Raw genomic sequence first — 16286 nt, 5'->3', positions numbered from 1 at the left:
TGAGTGGAGCATTGATATGTTAGAAGCATGGCGCTGGTATGGACCAGCTGACCCGGTTCCGTTGCCCTATATCCAGCAGGCGGGTGCCACTGAAATTGTATCTGCCTTGCACCATGTGCCGGCAGGGAAGGTGTGGACTGACGCAGAGATCGAAAAGCATCAAGCTCATGTGGCGCAGTTTAGCCATCCAGAGGCACCGTTGCGCTGGAGCGTGGTGGAAAGCGTGCCAGTTTCTGACGCGATCAAAGTGGGTAGCGCTGAGGCAGACGCACATATCGCTGCTTATAAAGATACGCTGCGCAATTTGGCCAAAGCTGGCATCAAAACCATCTGCTATAATTTTATGCCGCTTTTGGATTGGACGCGTACCGATTTGGATTTCGCGCTGGCGAACGGTGCAAAAGCACTGCGGTTTGATGCAACTGCCTTCGCCGCGTTTGACCTTTTTATCCTGAAAAGAGATGGCGCTGCAGATGACTATGACTCGGATCGGATTGAAGCAGCTGAAGCCTATTTCCAAAGTTTGTCCCCTGATGAAGCCGAAGCGATTTCCCTCAACATCGTGGCGGGGCTTCCAGGGGGCACTTCTGGCGGACACACGCTCGAAAGTTTCAAAACCCAACTGGCACAATATAAGGGCATCACATCTGCTCATCTTTTTGATCATTTTGTGAGCTTTTTACGCGAAGTGATTCCCGTTGCTGAAGAATTGGGGATGCGCATGGCGGTGCATCCAGACGATCCGCCCCGGCCATTGCTCGGCTTGCCGCGGATCGTTTCTACTGCCGCTGATCTTGAAGCATTGTTCAAAGCGGTGCCAGGCAAAGCCAATGGATTGACTTTCTGCACAGGTAGTTTTGGCGTGCGCGCGGACAATGATTTGGTGGAGATGGCGAAAACATACGCTGAAAGAATTTACTTCGCCCATTTGCGCGGCACGGTGCGTGAACAGGACACCGAGAGCTTTTATGAAGGCAATCATTTGCAATCAGACGTGAATATGCCGGGCGTGATCACGCAATTGCTAAACGAAGAAGTGCGCAGAAAACAAGCAGGTTTCGCTGATTTTGCGGAGATCCCGTTCCGCCCAGATCACGGTCACCAGATGCTGGATGATTTGGACAAGCAAGGCGTCAACGCAGGCTATACGGCAATTGGCCGCTTGAAGGGACTAGCTGAATTGCGGGGCGTGATCGCGGCACTTGATCACAGCCGTTCAATTGGAGCGCGATAAATGAAACTCACTCAAGCAAATCTTGCCACGCTGAAAAATGTGCAGACACCAAATTATGACCGCGATGCCGTAAGAAGCGGCATTGTGCATCTGGGCGTTGGCGCGTTTCACCGTGGGCATCAAGCTGCCTTTATCGATGATATTCTCGCGGATGAACCTACCTGGGGCATTGTCGGAGCCTCGTTGCGCAGTGCTAGCACAGCAGACGCGCTTAACCCGCAAGACGGGCTTTACAGCCTGATGGTGAAAGAGGGGAAGTCAACCCACATTCGTTTGATGGGTAGCCTTTCCCGCGTGCTTGTCGCGCCAGTTGAGCGCGAAGCATTGCTGGAAACCATGGCAGACCCGCAGATTAAAATTGTGTCGCTCACCATCACTGAAAAGGGCTATTGCTATGATGCTGCGCAGGATCGGTTGAACAAGAGCCATCCGGACATTGTGAAAGACCTAGCAAGCCCGCTTGAACCGATCAGCGCGCCAGGCCTGATTGTTGAAGCACTGCGGCGGCGCATGGAAAGCGGAGCAGGGCCGTTCACTGTATTGTCTTGCGATAATCTGCCTTCGAATGGTCGGGTGGTCCAAAAGATCATTATCGAATTCGCGCATCTGCTTGATGCAGAATTGGCGGCGTGGATTGAGGAAAACGTAACTTGCCCCGCCTCAATGGTGGATCGCATTGTGCCCGCCACAACGGATGCTGACCGCGCATTTCTGAAGTCCACGACCGATATTGAAGACCAATGGCCGATTGTAACTGAGCCTTTCCGCCAATGGGTGATTGAAGATAATTTCTGTGCGGGTCGTCCCGCCTTTGAGAGCGTGGGCGTTGAGATGGTGGCTGACGTGACACCGTTCGAGCACATGAAGTTGCGCATGCTCAATGGCAGCCATTCTTTCTTGGCCTATGCCGGACTGCTCAAGGGGCATGAATTTGTGGCGGAAGCCATCGCCGATGATGAATTGCGAACCCATGTCCTCAATATGATGACTGATGAAATCATGCCAACGCTGGATTTGCCGGATTCATTTGATTTGTATGCCTATCGTGACGAACTGATCGAACGGTTTGAAAACCCCGGCATGGCGCACAGGCTGACGCAAATTGCGATGGATGGTAGCCAAAAACTGCCGCAAAGATTGCTGAACACCATCAGAGATTGCATGGCCACCAATCAACCTTATAGCTATTTGATCAAAGCAGTTGCCGCGTGGATCAAGTTTGTAAGCCAATCAGGTGAGGGGCAACCCTTCGGCCCACTGAACGACCCGATGCGTCAGGCGTTGGAGCAAGATGTACGCACTGCCAATGGCAAACTGCAGCATCTTGCTGAGCAGGTGCTTGCAAGGCAGGAAATTTTTGGCGCTGATCTGTCGCAGTCGGACGCCTTTAGAAACGCACTTCTCAAGAAAATAAAAGCCTAGGACCTATCATGAGCATTTCTCAAAAATTGATGCCGCTCGGCGACGGGCTGGGCATTGCTTTAGCGCGCATTGAAAAAGGAGAGCCGTTGACCGCTGAACTAAATGCGGTGGATCGAATTCTAAAAGGTCATAAAGTTGCATTGCAGCCATTCAAGACTGGCGATGTGATCAAGAAGTTTCGGCGGCCAATCGGCGTTGCTAGTGCTGATATTGTCCCCGGACAATGGGTGCACGATCATAATTTGGCGTTTGATGACAGCTTAGCCAGCGCAATGGGCGATATTGCGCCGTCAACAAGCCAAAAGATGCAATCAAAGAAGCACAGTTTTCAAGGCTTTGATCGGGGAAATGGCCGCGTGGGCACCCGCAACTATGTGGGCATCATATCAACAGTCAATTGCTCTGGCACCGTGTGCCGCATTGTGGCGGAACGGGCGAACAAAGAACTGCTACCAAACTTTCCGAATATCGATGGTTTTGTGTCAATTGTGCATCAGTCCGGTTGCGGCATGGCCAATTACGACATGTCATTTGAACTGCTGCAGCGCACGCTAAAAGGATATATCGACCATCCGAATTTTGGTGCTGTGATGGTGATCGGTTTGGGCTGCGAGGTGAACCAAATTGGTGCTTATGCCAAGGCGGGCCATAATGGCGATCAGCTCACTTATTTCAATATGCAGCAGACCGGTGGCACCGCACAAACAGTTGAATCAGCACTCAAAGCTTTGCAGCCAATCTGTTCTAAACTCAATCAAAATTCAAACCGTACCCCATGCGATGCATCACACATAATGCTGGGCTTGCAGTGCGGTGGTTCAGATGGATTTTCCGGCATCAGTGCCAATCCGGCACTTGGAAAAGCCGTTGACCTATTGGTGCAAGCAGGTGGCACGGCCATCCTTTCCGAAACACCTGAGATTTTGGGCGCGGAGCCATTGTTGCTGGGCGGCGCAAGCGCGGAAACCAATGCGAAGCTAATTGAATGCGTGAAGTGGTGGCAAAATCATGCCCAGGAAAACGGCATCAGTTTGGACAACAACCCATCGCCCGGCAACAAAGCCGGGGGCTTGACCACCATTTTGGAGAAATCACTCGGCGCAGTTAGCAAGGCAGGCACCACACCGCTCAACGCATATTATGATTATGCGCAACAGATCACCGACAAGGGTTTGGTGTTTATGGATAGCCCCGGCTATGACCCTGTGTCCGCCACCGGACAAATCGCGGCCGGCGCCAACCTGATCGCCTTCACCACGGGGCGGGGCTCATGCTTCGGCGCAAAACCCGCCCCAAGCTTCAAACTTGCCTCCACGTCAGAACTCTTCACCACCATGGAAGGCGACATGGACATAGATTGCGGCACAGTTTTAGACGGGCGCCAGAATTTTGACGAACTGGGCGAAGAGATTTTTGACTCCATCCTTGCCTACGCTTCCGGCCAATGCACCAAAAGCGAATTGCTCGGCTATGGCGACGACGAATTCATCCCTTGGCGGTTTGGGGCAGTTTTGTAAAACTGTCGGCTCTTCGCAGCGTTTCTGTGCCGTTTCAAAAGTTAATGGATTGACAGGATGTTTTACTAAGATTACGCTGACTAACTAATCAGTCAGTAGCGCAAAGCGTTGCTGAGTGGCCGTGAGCAGGGTGGTAAGCGGAATGGATCAGCCGGGTAAAAACGCAACAATTGCTAAAGATACGCCGCAAGAGATTATTAACGGCGTACTCTCGGTTATGGCGAAAGAGGGTATTGCCAATCTCACGACCAAGCTTGTTTCGAAACGAGCAGGGGTGTCGACAGCCTCAATACATTATTTCTTCGATACCAAAGATGTGCTGATCTACTCAGCCTTCGGCTATATGGTGCGCACTTTGCGCGATGAAACGATTGCAATTCGCCAGGCGGAAGCTGATCCGCTTATGCGTATTGCGCGCTCGCTGGAGGTGCACTTCAGCCCGTTTCATTTTATGGCGGATATTTCGATCATTTGGCCGCAATTTTGGGCCTATTCTGGGTCGGACAAGAATGTTGCGCGGCTGATGCATATTTTCAGCAGCAGGATGATTTCAAACAGCACCGCAGATTTGCGCGAACTCGGATTTTCGCGAACCGCCGCGCGCATGAAAGCGATTGAGCTGAGCGCACTGCAACGTGGTTTGTGGATTGAGCGCCGATTGGCACTCAGCGTGCAACAGGAAGAATGTTGGCGGATATTGGAAGCAGCCCTAGCCGCCATTGCACAGGAAACGGGACGGGCAGCACCTAAGTTCAACGCACAGATGAATGCGAACGACCACCCGGACACATCTACTGGCTCTCAACAAAAGGCAGCGGACCATGACCAATCAATCTAGTGAACAGGCCCTGCCGTCATCGGCGCGGGCAGTGGTGATCGGTGGCGGCGTCGTCGGTGTTTCGACGCTCTACCATTTGGCGAAAAAGGGATGGACGGATGTCATCCTTATCGAGCGAAAGGAGCTAACGTCAGGCTCTACGTGGCACGCGGCTGGCTTGCTGCCCCTGTTCAATATGAGCTATTCTGTGGGTCAACTCCATAAATATTCCGTGGACCTATATGGGCGCCTTGGCGAAGAGGTCGGCATGGATGTGGGGCTCAGCACGGTTTCAAACATTCGCCTCGCCACCAACCAAGACCGGATGGATGAATATCATCAATATGCCGGGGTTGCCCAAACGATCGGCGTGGAGTTTGAGTTTCTCACGCCCGACGAGGTGGTGGAGCTTTGGCCCTTGGCTGTGAAGGATGATTTGGTCGGCGCGTTGCGTCACCCAAATGATGGCTATGTGCAACCAGCTGACTTGACCCAAGCGCTTGCTCGCGGCTCGCGCTCAATGGGCGCCAAAATTCATCGATACACGACTGTGACGGGCATCAACCAAGCCGCGAACGGCGAGTGGACGGTTGAAACGGACAAGGGCGCTGTTACTTGTGAACATGTGATTTCCTGTACCGGAAATTTTGCCCGCCAAACCGGCGCGATGGTTGGGCTTGATATTCCTGTAATGCCGGTTGAACACCAGTTCATCGTCACCGAGCCACACCCAGCGATTATTGAGCGGCGCGAAAAGGGATTGCCCGAAATGGGCGTGCTGCGCGAGTCCGATGGATCCTGGTATATGCGCGAGGAAGCCGGGGGGCTTTTGCTCGGCCCTTATGAAGTTGGGGCGCCAGCTTGCTATGTTGATGGTCCTGACGCGCAGAGCGAATATGAACTGTTCCAAGAAGATGTTGAGCGGTTAATGCCGCACATTGAATCGGCGTTCCGCCGCGTCCCGATTTTCGAAGAGCTCGGCATCAAGAAAGTCTATAATGGCGCGATCGCCTATACGCCGGATGGTAACCCCATCGTTGGGCCAGCTTGGGACAAAAAGAACTTCTGGCTCAACGAGGGCCACAGCTTTGGCATAACTGCCGCTGGTGGCGCGGGCTGGCAGCTTGCAGAGTGGATTGTTGAAGGCACACCAAGCGTTGATATGTTGGGCGTCGACCCACGTCGCTACGGAGACTATGCGACGAAATCTTACCTCATCAAGAAAAATGAGGAAGCATATGACCACGTGTTCAAAGTGCATTATCCCGATGAAGAACGTGGCGCAGCCCGTCCATTGCGGACATCACCTTGCTACGACCGGATGAAGGAAAAAGGCGCGGTTTTCGGCCAGCTCTTCGGATGGGAGCGACCGAACTGGTTTGCACCCGAAGGCGTGCCGCAGGAAGACGATTGGTCATTCCGTCGATCCAAATGGTTTGAGCATGTGGGCAATGAATGTCGCAACGTGGCGGAAAATGTCGGCCTGTTAGATATGACAGCGTTTGCTAAAGCGCGCATAAGCGGGCCAGGCGCGGAAGCGTTTTTGGATCGCATTCTCGCCAACCGTTTGCCAAAGAAAATTGGTCGCGTGGGGTTGCTCCATGGACTAACGCCGCAGGGCGGGGTGCATTCAGAATTTACCGTGCAACGCGAAGGGCCAGACAGCTTTTATGTCGTGTCGGCAGGTGCCTGGCAACGGCTTGATCATGATTGGCTGAAAAAACAAATGCCGACAGATGGATCGGTGCAGTTCCAAAACCTTACAGGTGCGATGGGCGTTCTAGTGGTTGCTGGGCCAAAGGCACGCGATTTGCTGCAACCGATTTGCGGGGCGGACCTTTCCAACGAAGCTTTCCCTTGGCTTACAGGGCAGGAGACTTCTATCGGCCATGCTCCGGTCAAACTGCTGCGGGTCAACTTTGTGGGTGAGCTGGGCTGGGAAATCCATCATCCGATCGAATATCAGAACCATATTTTTGATGCGATCTTTAAGGATGGCGATGCCCACGGCCTTAAACCATTTGGCATTCGGGCCATGAACAATCTGCGTTTAGAAAAGTCCTATCGCCTTGTGGGCACTGAAATGTCGATTGAATATTCGGCATATGAATCAGGGCTAGACCGCTTCATCTCATTGAAGAAGGGCGATTTTGTTGGCAAAGACAATTTGATCGCGTGGAAAGAACGCGGCGCCAAGAATGCCTTCGCCACACTTGAGGTGATGGGCTGCGAAGATGCCGATGTAATCGGCAATAACCCGATCTACCTTGATGACGAAGTGGTGGGACGCGCGACGGGTGGTGGTTTTGGCTTCCGCCTCAACAAGTCACTGGCGTTGGCTATGGTGCGGCCAGATCTTGCTAAAACCGGCCAAGACTTGGAAATCGAAATTTTGGGTCAGCGCTATAAGGCTGCCGTGCTAGAAGAAAGCCCCTATGATCCAACCAATGAAAGGTTGCGCTCGTGATCCGTTATTCTGCGCGCTCTCTTTTTGCCAACGCGCTCTCCGGCCATAAAAACTGGCCAGAGCAATGGCCAGATGCGCAGCCTAAGAAATCCTACGATGTGATCATTGTAGGGGCAGGTGGGCATGGCTTAGGCGCAGCCTATTACCTCGCCAGCAAATATGGCATCACCAATGTGGCGGTCATTGAAAAAGGCTGGCTTGGCGGTGGCAATACCGGACGCAACACAACCATCATCCGCTCTAACTATCTTTATGATGAAAGCGCGCGGCTTTATGATCACGCGGTTGATCTGTGGGATGGCTTGTCGCAAGAGCTGAACTACAATGTGATGTTTTCCAAGCGTGGCGTGCTGATGCTGGCGCATAATGTGCATGACGTTCAAAGCTTTCAGCGCCACATTCATGCGAACCGTTTGAACGGTGTCGACAATAAATGGATGACGCCGCAAGAATGCAAAGCCTTTTGCCCACCGCTCGATATATCCTCGACCAAGCGCTATCCGGTGATGGGCGGTGCCTTGCAGCAACGCGCGGGTGTCGCGCGCCATGATTCCGTAGCCTGGGGCTATGCACGCGCGGCAGCGAAACTGGGCGTCGATATTATTCAAAACTGCGCTGTAACCGGGGTTCGACGCGGGGCCGATGGTGCAGTGGAAGGCGTTGAAACGGAAAAAGGATTTATCGGCGCGAAAAAGATCGGTGTCTCCGCAGCCGGGAACTCATCCATCATTATGAATATGGCAGGGCTAGATTTCCCGCTTGAAAGCTATCCGTTGCAGGCGCTCGTTTCCGAACCTGTGAAGCCAATTTTCCCCTGTGTGGTCATGTCTAATTCTGTACATGCCTATATCAGCCAATCAGATAAAGGCGAGCTTGTGATTGGCGCAGGGACCGACCAATATGTCTCATACAGTCAGCGCGGCGCGCTGCACATTATCGAGCACACGCTGGCCGCAATCTGCGAAATTTTCCCGATCTTCAAGCGGATGCGAATGTTGAGAAGTTGGGGCGGCGTGGTCGATGTAACACCAGACCGTTCATGCATTCTCGGGCGGACCCCTGTGCCCGGACTTTATGTGAATTGCGGTTGGGGAACCGGCGGATTTAAGGCGACGCCGGGTGCCGCGGATTTGCTGGCCTACACTATCGCCAAAGATGAACCACACCCGATCAATGCGCCATTCACGTTGGAGCGTTTTACAACAGGTCGCCTGATCGACGAAGCGGCGGCCGCCGCTGTTGCGCACTAGGGAGTTTTCGCCATGATGATGATTGAATGTCCCGTTTGCAAAGAGAAACGGCCCGAACTGGAGTTTCGCTATGCGGGGGAAGCCCATATAGCCCGGCCTGAAAATCCGGCGGCTTTAAGTGATGAGGAGTGGGCGACATATCTCTTTATCCGCAATAATCCGCGCGGCACACATTTTGAACGCTGGGTCCATGCCCATGGCTGCGCCAAGTTTTTCAACGCAGTGCGCGACACGGTAAGCGATAAATTTGTGATGACGTATAAAAGCGGCGAAGCACGACCTTCGCCTGAAGCAATTGCGGAGCGGTCGTCATGAGTAAATTCAGACGCGCTGGGCGTGGTCGGATCAATCACAACGCACCTATCAATTTCTCCTTTGACGGAACGAACTATCAAGGCTTCAAAGGCGATACGCTTGCTTCTGCCTTGCTGGCCAATGGCGTGCATTTGGTGGGGCGCTCGTTCAAATATCACCGTCCGCGCGGCATCATGGCGGCAGGATCTGATGAGGCGAACGCGCTAGTCGCATTTGACCGAGGGCCGGGTCGCATTACGCCAAACATGCGCGCAACAACATTAGAGTTGTTCGACGGGCTCACAGCGCGCAGCCAAAACAATTGGCCATCGCTCAAATTTGACGTTACTTCGCTCAATGATGTGTTTTCCGCCTTTTTCCCAGCCGGGTTCTACAACAAAACCTTCATGTGGCCGAAATCCTTTTGGGACAAGGTTTATGAGCCCGTTATCCGCGCGACTGCAGGTTTGGGACCTGCGCCAAAACAGGAAGATCCAGACAATTATGCGGCGCGCTACGCCCATTGTGAAACGCTAATTGTTGGTGCGGGCCCGGCTGGTGTGTCAGCGGCGCTTGCTGCCGCCAAAAAGGGCGGGCGTGTTGTACTTGTGGATGAGCAAGCCGAGCTTGGTGGTTCGCTGCTGTCCATGCCGGACGCAGAGATTGACGGCCTGCCTGCTCAAGAATGGCTGGCGCGTAGTCTACAAGAGCTCGCGCAGGCAGAAAATGTCACTTTGATGCCCCGCACAACTGCAATTGGCTATTATCATGATAACTTCCTCGGCCTTGCGGAGCGGCTCACCGATCATTTGACGGAAGATAATTTGGCAGGGCCACGTGAACGCCTGCACCGTATGCAGGCGGATGAGGTCATTCTGGCAACTGGAGCCATCGAGCGACCTTTAGTGTTCGCTGGCAATGACCGTCCGGGCATGATGTTAGCTTCAGCCGCGCAAACATTTCTCAATCGTTACGGCGTTGCGGTGGGCGAGCGAGTTGTGGTGGTCACCAGTCACGACAGCGCCTACAAGGCTGCATTTGATCTTGCTGATGCAAACATCCTGATCGAGGCGATCGTTGATTGCCGACCACAAATCGACGAGACTTTGCGCGCGGAAGCAGAAAAGCGCGGCATTGATATTCGCGTGGGCTGGACGGTGACTGCCACCGCTGGCCGCCATCATGTGAGCAGCGTAACGCTGAATAAGCGAAACGGCGATATGGTGGACAAAGCTGGTGAAACGTTGGAATGCGACGCTGTCATCATGTCAGGCGGATGGACACCCAGCGTGCACCTTTGGTCTCATTCCAAAGGGGCACTTGAATGGCGTGAAGATATTTCTGCCTATGTCCCAGATAAAGCAAACGAAAATGCCGTTTGTGTTGGCGCGTGTAACGGCGAATTCGGACTTGGCTTGGCGCTGGAAACCGGGGCAAATGCCGGGGGCGGTAAAGGTGGATATTCTGTAACGGACACCCTGCCTTGGACAGGTGACGGCAATTTAGAGATTTTGCCAACCCATCGCGATGAGTCACGCGTTAAAGCCTTTGTTGATTTTCAAAACGATGTAACGGCGAAAGACATTCGCTTGGCCGTGCGCGAAGGCTTTAAGTCGATTGAGCACATCAAGCGGTATACCACGACTGGCATGGCCACCGATCAGGGCAAAACGTCGAACCTGAACGGCTTGCAAATTGCTGCGCGTGCGCTGGGCCGCCCAGTTACGCAAGTGGGACTGACGACATTCAGACCGCCCTATACGCCGACGACTTTTGCAACGCTGGCGGGCAACAATATTGGCGCGAGCTTCGATGTGGTGCGCAAAACGTCAATTGATGCTTGGGCCGAGGCACATGGTGCCGTGTTCGAACCTGTCGCCTTGTGGCGGCGTGCACGATATTTCCCACAAAAGGGCGAGGATATGGACCAAGCTGTGGCCCGCGAATGCAAGGCCACGCGGGAATCTGTGGGCATATTTGATGCATCCACACTGGGCAAAATCGAAGTGGTCGGCCCGGATGCTGCCGAGTTTATGAACCGGATGTACACCAACCCATGGATCAAACTCGGCGTTGGGCGTTGCCGCTATGGGCTGATGTTGGGCGAAGACGGTTACATTATGGATGATGGCGTGATTGGGCGGCTTGCCGAAGACCGCTTCCATGTCACCACCACCACAGGCGGTGCGCCGCGCGTGCTGGCGCACATGGAAGACTATTTGCAAACCGAGTGGCCGGACCTTGATGTTTGGCTCACCTCTACGACAGAACAATGGGCAGTGATTGCCATTAATGGCCCCAATGCGCGAAAGCTGATTGAGCCATTTGTTGAGGATGTTGATCTTTCACCAGATGCGTTTCCACACATGTCCTTGCGCGAATGCAAAGTGTGCGGCGTTGATGCACGGCTGTTCCGCGTGAGTTTTTCGGGCGAGTTGGGCTTTGAAATCAATGTGCCTGCCCATTTTGGACGCGCTGTTTGGGAAACGCTCTATGAAGCCGGTAAGCAATATGACATCACGCCTTATGGCACAGAGGTGATGCACGTCCTGCGGGCGGAGAAGGGCTTCATCATTGTTGGCCAAGATACGGATGGTACCGTGACGCCAACTGATGCGGGCATGTCTTGGGCTATCGGCAAGAAAAAATCGGATTTTGTGGGCATGAGATCGCTAGCGCGGCCGGACCTTTTGGCAGATGGGCGCAAACAATTGGTTGGCCTTAGAACGAAGAATCCGAAAACCGTGCTCGAGGAAGGTGCACAAATTGTGATGTCTCCCGATCAACCGATACCGATGGACATGGTTGGGCATGTCACTTCTTCCTATTGGAGCGAAACACTTGGATGCTCTATCGCATTGGCACTGGTCGCCAACGGCCACGCGTTGCAGGGGCAAACCATTTATGTGCCCATGCCTGATGAAATGATCGAAGCGGAAATCGTCGACACGGTGTTCTATGATAAACAGGGAGATCGGCTCAATGTCATCTAGCGTTGCGATAAGCCCAGATCAGGGCGTAGGCGAAAGTTCGTTGGCCATAGACAAGGGGCCTGCTGTGGAGCTTATAGGCGAAAAATCCCGGTTCAACCTCAGACTGCGTGAGAAAGATATTGCCGCATTCAGCGAAGCCACCGGCATCGCGCTGCCGGCCAAGATTGGCTCCACGCATCGAGACGATGCCCTATTGATCATGTGTTTGGCCCCGGATGAATGGCTAATCATTACCGAACCCGAACATGGCGCGGAGATTGCCAAAAAATGCGAAGCATATACCTCGTCGCCGTTTAGCCTTGTCGATGTGTCGCATCGAAATGTAGGGTTCCAAATCAGCGGCGAGGGGGCTGCACATTTGATCAATGTGGGCTGCCCATTAGATTTGGACCTAAAAGCTTTCCCAGTTGGGAAATGCACGCGCACCATTTTTGAACGGGCGGAAATTGTGCTTTCGCGTGACGCTGAAACAGTATTTTGCGTCGAAATTTGGCGCTCGTTTGCGCCATATTTCTTGTCACTTTTGTCTAATGGAGCGCAGCCGCAATAATTGGCAAGGTCTCCTTATGATGCTTGCGACGGGGCCAGCACCAACGAAAGCTCACGTTCAGCAGAAGGTGACTGGCCGAAAAGCTCTTTATAGGCCTTGGAAAAGTGTGAAGCAGAGGTGAAGCCCGTGGCCACAGCAACTTGAATGATGGGCATGGTGGTCTGCATTAAAAGCAGTTTCGCTCGGTTGAGACGAATTTCGAGGTAATATCGCGTTGGCGTTTTGCCAAGCTTCACTCGGAATAAACGCTCCAATTGTCGTGCTGAAACTTGCGTTGCGTCGGCTATATTGCCGATGGACAGCGGGGTTTCGATATAGGCCTCCATATGGGCAATCGCCGCAAGAAGTTTTGGCTGATTTAGCCCCGTGCGATGTTTGATTGGCATACGTTGCGTATCGTGCGGCACCCGCACAAAATTATGCAAAAGCTGCTCGGCGACATTGATTGCCAATTCTCGGCCATGATCGGCTGCAATGCCAAAAATCATCATATCTAGCGGCGCTGTGCCGCCAGAGCACGTATATCGATTGCGATCGATCTCAAAAAGCGTCGCAGTGATGTCGAGATCAGGGAAGTTTTCGGCAAAGCCTTCAACATCTTCCCAATGAATGGTGCATCGATGGCCATCGAGTAGCCCCGCGCGCGCCAACAGGTGACTGCCCGTGCAAACACTGCCAAGGGTTGCGCCTGTTCGCGCATAATCGCGCAAAATGCCCAAAAGCGGCGGCGTGCTGTAGGCGTTGGCCTGCAAACCAGCGCAAACAACCAGAGTGTCGAGCGCTGGTTTTTCCGTCAGCGCCGCATCTGCCGTGACGCCAACGCCGTTGCTCGCGTAAACGGTCTCGCCATCAAGGCTAAGCACTTTCCAAAAATAGAGGGTGCGTCCACTAAGCCGATTTGCAGCGCGCAAAGGTTCAATGGAGGAGGTAAATGCCATCATTGAAAATTCAGGCACGATCAGGAAGCCGATGACTTTGGGTTCCTTCTGGGCATCTTTGCTGAACATATTTCACCCTCCCGAGCCGTAGCATAAAGGCAATAAATGGAGCTGATCGGGCTGTACAAAGCAACAATCCAACATTGCTCGCAATCACGTTCTGCACGGCATGTCTAACCCACATTATTAACTGGAGGTTTGGTGACGCCAAGCACTTTTGTGGTGCGAATTGTCGTTTTTTGAAAACTGGCGGTCGAATTTGAGACAGCCGGTTCGCGCAAAAGCAATCATCATCAATAAGTGGAGATGGATTTTTATCCAATGGAGGAAGTGTCGCGGTTGCGCGACAGAACTAGGTGAACAGGGAGGACGCTCATGGCGTTGGACACCATTGAGTTTGAAGAATTGCCGCCACCGGGCGCCCCGGACATTGATATAGCGCGCGCGGCAACGATGCGTCCCATATTGCCGCTGGCTGAAGATCGCCTTGGCGTGCCAGCTGAAGCCCTAATTCCCTTCGGCCATTACAAAGCAAAGCTATCTCTCGATTATATTGCCTCAAAAGCTGATGCCCCGAAGGGCAAGCTCGTTCTTGTCACCGCGGTTACTCCAACGCCCGCTGGCGAAGGCAAAACAACAACAAGCGTTGGCCTTAATGACGGATTGAACCGTATTGGCCTGAACTCAATGGTATGCTTGCGCGAACCCTCCCTAGGCCCATGCTTCGGCATGAAAGGCGGCGCAGCAGGTGGTGGCCGTGCACAAGTCATCCCAATGGAAGATATCAACCTCCATTTTAATGGTGACTTCCACGCCATCACCTCGGCACATAGCCTGTTGGCCGCGATCATCGACAATCATTTGCAATGGGGCAATGAGCAAGATATTGACCCGCGCCGCATTGTTTGGCGGCGCGTTGTTGATATGAACGATCGTGCCCTGCGCAACATCAATGTTGGCCTTGGTGGAGTTGCCCACGGTGTGCCACGCGAAACGGGTTTTGACATCACGGTCGCCTCCGAAATCATGGCCATCCTTTGCCTCGCAACTGATATTGCTGACCTCCAGCGTCGTTTAGGCGACATTATTGTGGCGCGACGGCGCGATAAGTCGCCAGTCACTGCGCGAGATATTGAGGCTGATGGCGCAATGGCTGTTTTGCTAAAAGACGCGCTGCAACCAAATCTTGTTCAAAGCATTGAGCATAATCCCGCCTTTATCCATGGTGGGCCGTTTGCCAACATCGCCCATGGTTGCAATTCAGTGATGGCCACAAAGGCCGCGTTGTCGCTTTGCGATGTTGTGGTGACGGAGGCCGGGTTTGGCGCTGATCTCGGGGCGGAAAAGTTCCTCGACATAAAATGCCGACAATCCGGGTTGCGACCAGACGCGGTGGTGCTTGTGGCCACAGTGCGTGCGCTAAAAATGCAAGGCGGCGTTGTCAAAAAAGACCTTGGAGAGTCCAACCCGGCAGCGGTTGAATGCGGTGTTGTTAATCTGCGTCGACATATCGAAAATCTACAAAAGTTCGGCATCACTCCAATTGTGGCGCTCAATCATTTTGTTATGGACACTGCAGAAGAAATTGCAGTTGTTCAGCAGGTTTGTGACGAACTGGGCGCGCGCTGCACCGTGGCAAAACACTGGTCTGAGGGCGGGGCGGGCGCCGAAGAATTGGCACAAGCTGTTAAAGACCAGCTTGAAGAGGCGACGCCGGAGATCAAGTTGCTTTATCCGGACGACGCGCCGCTGACCACGAAGGTTGAAACTGTCGCGCGCGAAATTTACCGCGCGAGTGGCGTAGATTTCAGCAGCGCTGCCGCACACAGCTTGGAAGAATTCACCAAGCTTGGCTATGGGCACCTGCCGGTTTGCATTGCAAAAACACAATATAGCTTCTCCACAAACCCCAAATCCACTGGCGCACCAGACGGCCATACGCTGGAAGTGCGTGAAGCACGCCTCTCAGCGGGCGCAGGCTTCGTGGTGATGGTGTGTGGGGACATCATGACCATGCCGGGATTGCCGAAGCGCCCAGCAGCGCTGGATATCGGCCTGAATGAATATGGCGACATTGTTGGCCTTGCCTAAAAATCAACAAGCAGAGGATGTCGAATATGAGTGTTGATGAAGAAGTAATCCTCCAAGATTTGAATGATGATGACCTCGTCGAGCAGATGAAGGATGATCTTTATGATGGTCTGGCCGATGAGGTGCGTGAGGGCACTCAAATCCTGTTGGAGCGTGGGTGGGATGCCAATCAAGTTTTAAGCGATGCGCTTGTTGAAGGCATGCGTATCGTTGGCGTCGATTTTCGTGATGGCATTCTGTTCGTGCCCGAGGTGCTGCAATGTGCCAACGCAATGAAGGGGGGGATGGGCCTTCTACGCCCGATCCTTGCCGCCTCCGAGAACTCCGCCAAAATTGGCAAATATGTCATCGGCACAGTAAAGGGCGATATTCACGATATTGGCAAAAATCTCGTGGGCATGATGCTTGAAGGCGCAGGGTTTGAAGTCATTGATATTGGCATCAACAACCCGGTCGAAAACTATTTAGAGGCGATCGACAAACACGAACCGAATGTACTCGGCATGTCGGCTTTGTTGACCACAACAATGCCCTATATGGGCGTGGTGATTGAGGAGTTCGACAAGCGGGGAATATTGAAAGAATTACCCATCATGGTGGGTGGCGCGCCGCTAAACCAAGAATTTGCCGACGCCATCAATGCAACTTCCTATGGGCGTGATGCCGCCAGAAGCGCCGAACTGGCGAAAGCACTGGTCGGGAGGAATAACTAA

General features: G+C 53.2%; 12 protein-coding genes. 11 read left to right on the top strand and 1 reads right to left on the bottom strand.

Annotated elements, in window-relative coordinates:
* Window positions 1–16: 16 nt before the first annotated feature.
* The 9 genes from uxuA (at window position 17) to ACP15Y_RS02835 (ending at window position 12544) form a co-directional block, all read left to right on the top strand.
* On the top strand, window positions 17–1234 hold the full coding sequence (gene uxuA, locus ACP15Y_RS02875; protein ID WP_424981499.1) for a mannonate dehydratase: 1218 nt from the start codon (window positions 17–19) through the stop codon (window positions 1232–1234).
* Window positions 1235–2656 carry a mannitol dehydrogenase family protein gene (locus ACP15Y_RS02870; RefSeq protein WP_424981498.1) on the top strand — a complete coding sequence of 474 codons (1422 nt, stop codon included), beginning with the start codon at window positions 1235–1237 and terminating at the stop codon, window positions 2654–2656.
* An 8-nt stretch (window positions 2657–2664) separates the two neighbouring features.
* Complete coding sequence (locus ACP15Y_RS02865; protein ID WP_424981497.1) at window positions 2665–4173, top strand: UxaA family hydrolase; 1509 nt, start codon at window positions 2665–2667, stop codon at window positions 4171–4173.
* Window positions 4174–4315: 142 nt separating this feature from the next.
* Window positions 4316–5011 carry a TetR family transcriptional regulator gene (locus ACP15Y_RS02860; protein WP_424981496.1) on the top strand — a complete coding sequence of 232 codons (696 nt, stop codon included), beginning with the start codon at window positions 4316–4318 and terminating at the stop codon, window positions 5009–5011.
* 10 nt (window positions 5012–5021) lie between these two features.
* Window positions 5022–7457, top strand: a complete 2436-nt coding sequence (locus ACP15Y_RS02855) for a GcvT family protein (protein WP_424982446.1) — start codon at window positions 5022–5024, stop codon at window positions 7455–7457.
* Window positions 7454–8707, top strand: a complete 1254-nt coding sequence (locus ACP15Y_RS02850; RefSeq protein WP_424981495.1) for a sarcosine oxidase subunit beta family protein — start codon at window positions 7454–7456, stop codon at window positions 8705–8707. The genes ACP15Y_RS02855 and ACP15Y_RS02850 overlap by 4 nt, the downstream gene beginning before the upstream one ends.
* 12 nt (window positions 8708–8719) lie before the next feature.
* On the top strand, window positions 8720–9022 hold the full coding sequence (locus ACP15Y_RS02845; protein WP_424981494.1) for a sarcosine oxidase subunit delta: 303 nt from the start codon (window positions 8720–8722) through the stop codon (window positions 9020–9022).
* A complete protein-coding gene (locus ACP15Y_RS02840; RefSeq protein WP_424981493.1) occupies window positions 9019–11994 on the top strand; it encodes a sarcosine oxidase subunit alpha in 2976 nt (991 codons plus the stop codon). The genes ACP15Y_RS02845 and ACP15Y_RS02840 overlap by 4 nt, the downstream gene beginning before the upstream one ends.
* Window positions 11984–12544, top strand: a complete 561-nt coding sequence (locus tag ACP15Y_RS02835; RefSeq protein ID WP_424981492.1) for a sarcosine oxidase subunit gamma — start codon at window positions 11984–11986, stop codon at window positions 12542–12544. Before ACP15Y_RS02840 ends, ACP15Y_RS02835 begins: the two co-directional genes overlap by 11 nt.
* A gap of 14 nt (window positions 12545–12558) precedes the next feature.
* Here the strand turns inward: ACP15Y_RS02835 and ACP15Y_RS02830 are convergent, their stop codons facing one another.
* Entirely contained in the window at window positions 12559–13551 is a 993-nt protein-coding gene (locus tag ACP15Y_RS02830; RefSeq protein WP_424981491.1) for a GlxA family transcriptional regulator, read from the bottom strand.
* 306 nt (window positions 13552–13857) lie between these two features.
* On the opposite strand from ACP15Y_RS02830, the gene ACP15Y_RS02825 reads away from it, so the two are divergent.
* Together ACP15Y_RS02825 and ACP15Y_RS02820 are read left to right on the top strand one after the other, a co-directional pair.
* Window positions 13858–15573, top strand: a complete 1716-nt coding sequence (locus ACP15Y_RS02825; RefSeq protein ID WP_424981490.1) for a formate--tetrahydrofolate ligase — start codon at window positions 13858–13860, stop codon at window positions 15571–15573.
* A 26-nt stretch (window positions 15574–15599) separates the two neighbouring features.
* A complete protein-coding gene (locus tag ACP15Y_RS02820) occupies window positions 15600–16286 on the top strand; it encodes a corrinoid protein (protein ID WP_424981489.1) in 687 nt (228 codons plus the stop codon).

The organism is Maritalea sp. S77 (genome assembly GCF_049801075.1).
GTDB lineage: Bacteria > Pseudomonadota > Alphaproteobacteria > Rhizobiales > Devosiaceae > Maritalea.
Note: the sequence above shows the minus strand (reverse complement) of the source record. Positions and strands in the feature narration are given on the sequence as shown.